This is a genomic window from Streptomyces sp. MK37H, from assembly GCF_018035285.1.
GTDB classification, from domain to species: Bacteria; Actinomycetota; Actinomycetes; order Streptomycetales; family Streptomycetaceae; genus Streptomyces; species Streptomyces endocoffeicus.
The window spans coordinates 1-3,307 of the sequence record NZ_JAAAYH010000666.1; the positions used below are offsets into that span (position 1 = coordinate 1).

Consider the following 3,307-nt stretch of genomic DNA (forward strand, 5'->3'; position numbering starts at 1 on the left):
CAGCCCGCCGCAGGCGCCATGAACCGCCCGCTAGCCGCGGCGGAGCCGGCCGGCGATGGCGTGGCCGATGAAGAGGTACACCACGGCCGGTAGGCCGTAGTTGAGGACGGTCCGGAGCCAGTCCGTGTCCATCGTGAAGAGGTCATGGGACCAGCTCGCGAGCCAGCTCGCCGCGTCGTGGACCACCGTGACGAGGTCGTTGGCGCGGTTGGCGTCGAGAAGGGCGAACAGGATCCAGAGGCCGAGGATGACGGCCATGACGTCCGCGACGACCGCCACGACGGTCGCCGCCTGGTTGCTTCCATGGCGATAACTTCGTGACATGCCTCACGTGTTGCCCCGCGAAGCGAAGCCAAACCAGCGCGGCCGCACACCCGTACGAGGCGGTCGATCGGCCCCCGTACGACGCGATTCAGCCCGCCAGCTCCGCCAGCACCCGCAGCGTCCGGAGGTCCGGCGCCAGCGCCAGCAGATCCGTGATCGGGCCCTTGCGCCACAACTCCAGCCGCTCCGCGATCCGCTCACGCGGTCCGACCAGCGAGATCTCATCGGCGAAGGCGTCCGGCACGGCCTCGATCGCCTCCGCGCGTCGCCCCGCCAGGAACAGCTCCTGCACCCGGCGCGCCTCGGCCTCGTAGCCGAAGCGGGCCATCAGATCGGCGTGGAAGTTCCGCGCCGCGTGGCCCATTCCGCCGATGTAGAAGCCGAGCATCGCCTTGACCGGCTTCAGCCCCTCCGCCACATCGGCGCACACCCGCACCTGTGTCATCGGCGCCACCATGAAGCCGTCCCGGGCGTCGGCCAGCGTCGCCTGGTAGAGCTCCGTCCGCGACGGCGACCAGTACAGCGGCAGCCAGCCGTCGGCGATGCGCACGGTCTGTGCGATGTTCTTGGGCCCCTCCGCCCCGAGCAGCACCGGGAGGCCGGCGCGCAGCGGATGGACAATGGGCTTGAGGGGTTTGCCGAGACCGGTGGCGTCCGGACCGGTGTAGGGGAGCGGGTGGTAACGCCCGTCGAGCCGCACCGGCGCCTCGCGGTTCAGCACCTGCCGGATGACCTCGACATACTCCCGGGTCGCCGTCAGCGGGCTCTTGGGGAACGGACGTCCGTACCAGCCCTCGACCACCTGCGGTCCGGACAGCCCCAGCCCCAGCATCATCCGGCCGCCGGAGAGATGGTCCAGGGTGAGCGCCTGCATCGCGGTGGCGGTGGGGGTGCGAGCGGCCATCTGCGCGACCGCCGTGCCGAGCGCGATGCGGGTGGTGTGCGCGGCGAGCCAGGTGAGCGGGGTGAAGGCGTCCGAGCCCCAGGACTCGGCGGTCCACACCGAGTGGTAGCCCAGCCGCTCCGCCTCCTGGGCGAGTTCCAGATGGCGGGGGTCGGGGCCGCGGCCCCAGTAGCCGAGCGCCAGACCGAGCCGCATGGAAGCCCCCTCGTTCCGCCGGACAGGGTGGAGAACGGCGGCTGACGATGCGTCAGCCGCACACCGGCCGGACTGTACGGGCCGGGGCCGTACATGGCAACGGCCCCTCGCCCGAGCGTTACGGGCGAGGGGCCGTGGGTGCGTCATACGGCGCACACATGCGGGTTATGCGATGCGCGCGGGTGTATCAGCCGCGCTGGATCCCCGTGGTGTCCTGCAGCACACCGCGGCGGCCGTCCTGCGTCTGGGCGACCAGCGCCTGACCGCGCTGCTCCACCGCGAGGTACCAGGTGCCGGGGGCCAGTTCGGCGATGGTGCTCGACGAACCGTCCTCCGCGTACAGCGGACGGGCCACCGGCACCGCGAACCAGAACGGGGCGAAGTCCCCGCCACCCGCGGCCGGTGGGGTGGGGGCCGGAGCCTGCTGGCCGCCGAAGGACTGGCCGGGCTGCGGCTGGCCGGGCTGGCCGGGCTGGGGGGTGCCGTACGGCGCGGGGGCGCCGGGCTGGGCACCGCCCGGACCCGGGTAGCCGTACCCCGGCTGCGGGCCCTGGGCGCCGTACGGGGACGGAGCCGGGGCAGAGGCGTTCATCAGCGGGGCCTTGAGAGCCGGGACGCGCTGGGTGAGCAGCGCGACGGCCGCCATCGCCAAGGTGGCGATCAGGCCGAGGATCTGCCCGACGCCCTTGTCGACTCCGTCCGGGCCACCGATGATCGTCCACAGCGAGCTCCAGGCCGCGAAGACCGCGAGCGCCGAGCCCCACTGCTCGAGCGAGAGCCCGAAGAGGTTGCGGCCCGCGGGCTGGAAACGCGCGGAGACGATGAGCGCCGCGGCGATCACGCCGGCCAGGAAGATGGATGGCAGTACGGGGAAGAAGTCGGACTTCCATCCGTTCTCACCGGCGTCCTTGCAGAAGCTGCTACCGCCGCAGTCGACGGTGTAGAAGTCGAGGAAGGAGGCGATGAACAGCAACACCGCTGCTCCGATCACCACGCCGTCGCCTCGAGTGAGCGAGCGGATGTTCAACGTGAGGTCCTTTGTCGGTTTCGTCTGTACGAGCGCTGCCGCCAGGCGCGATAGCGCGAAGGCGTCGGGGGTGGGCCCCATCGTACGGGTGAATCCGCCCGCCGAGACCGGGGGTGTCCCATCGGTATCCCGCTCGTGACCTCCCGTTCGGTTGTGGCGGCGCTACTCGTTCAAGAAGTCCGTAATGCCCTGTGCGATACCGCGCGCCGCGCGCTCGCGCCACGCCGTGTCGGTCAGTTCGGCGGCGTCCTGGGAGTCGCGCATGTTGCCGCACTCGATGAACACCTTGGGAACGGTGGAGAGGTTGAGCCCGCCCAGGTCGCCCCGGACGTCCAACCCGCTGCCGTCGCCGATGTACTGCGCGGGCCCGCTGCCGGTGGCCTCGGCGAACTCGCCGCGCAGCCGCTCGCCGAGTCGGCGGGAGGGCGCGGTGATGGCGGAGGTGTCCGCGCCGCCGCCGCGTACGGACTTGGGCAGGATCACATGGAAGCCGCGCTCCCCGGCGGCCGCGCCGTCCGCGTGCACGGAGACCACGGCGTCGGCGTGGGCCTTGTTGCCGATCTCCGCGCGCTCGTCCACGCACGGCCCGTACGGCCGGTCGCCGTCCTGGGTGAACCGCACCGTGGCGCCGCGCGCTTCGAGCAGGGTGCGGGCGCGCCGCGCCACATCGAGGGTGAAGGACGCCTCGGGGTAGCCGGAGTTGGTGGCCGTGCCCGTGGTGTCGCACTCCTTCGTCTCGGTGCCGATGTCCACGAGCCGGGCGATCTGCGAGGGATGGTCGCGGTTGTGCGGATTGTGGCCGGGGTCGATCACCACGACCTTGCCCTTGAGGGGCTTACCGGGCGCTCCGGGCTTCC

Annotated in this window: 4 protein-coding genes; all 4 read right to left on the bottom strand. The window is 71.8% G+C overall.

What is annotated here, in order from left to right; translation table 11 throughout:
* Positions 1-30: 30 nt before the first annotated feature.
* A complete protein-coding gene (locus GWI24_RS42380; RefSeq protein WP_043237004.1) occupies positions 31-324 on the bottom strand; it encodes a hypothetical protein in 294 nt (97 codons plus the stop codon).
* A gap of 88 nt (positions 325-412) precedes the next feature.
* Positions 413-1,423, bottom strand: a complete 1,011-nt coding sequence (locus tag GWI24_RS42385; RefSeq protein WP_210951344.1) for an LLM class F420-dependent oxidoreductase — start codon at positions 1,421-1,423, stop codon at positions 413-415.
* A 187-nt stretch (positions 1,424-1,610) separates the two neighbouring features.
* Positions 1,611-2,450, bottom strand: a complete 840-nt coding sequence (locus GWI24_RS42390; protein WP_210951345.1) for a DUF5336 domain-containing protein — start codon at positions 2,448-2,450, stop codon at positions 1,611-1,613.
* 162 nt (positions 2,451-2,612) lie between these two features.
* On the bottom strand, positions 2,613-3,307 hold a 695-nt coding region (locus GWI24_RS42395; protein ID WP_210951346.1), incomplete at its 5' end, for an N-acetylmuramoyl-L-alanine amidase.

Coding starts and splice junctions, on each gene's coding strand:
- GWI24_RS42380 (WP_043237004.1), bottom strand. CDS start 324: ATGTCACGAAGTTATCGCCATGGAAGCAACCAGGCGGCGACCGTCGTG.
- GWI24_RS42385 (WP_210951344.1), bottom strand. CDS start 1,423: ATGCGGCTCGGTCTGGCGCTCGGCTACTGGGGCCGCGGCCCCGACCCC.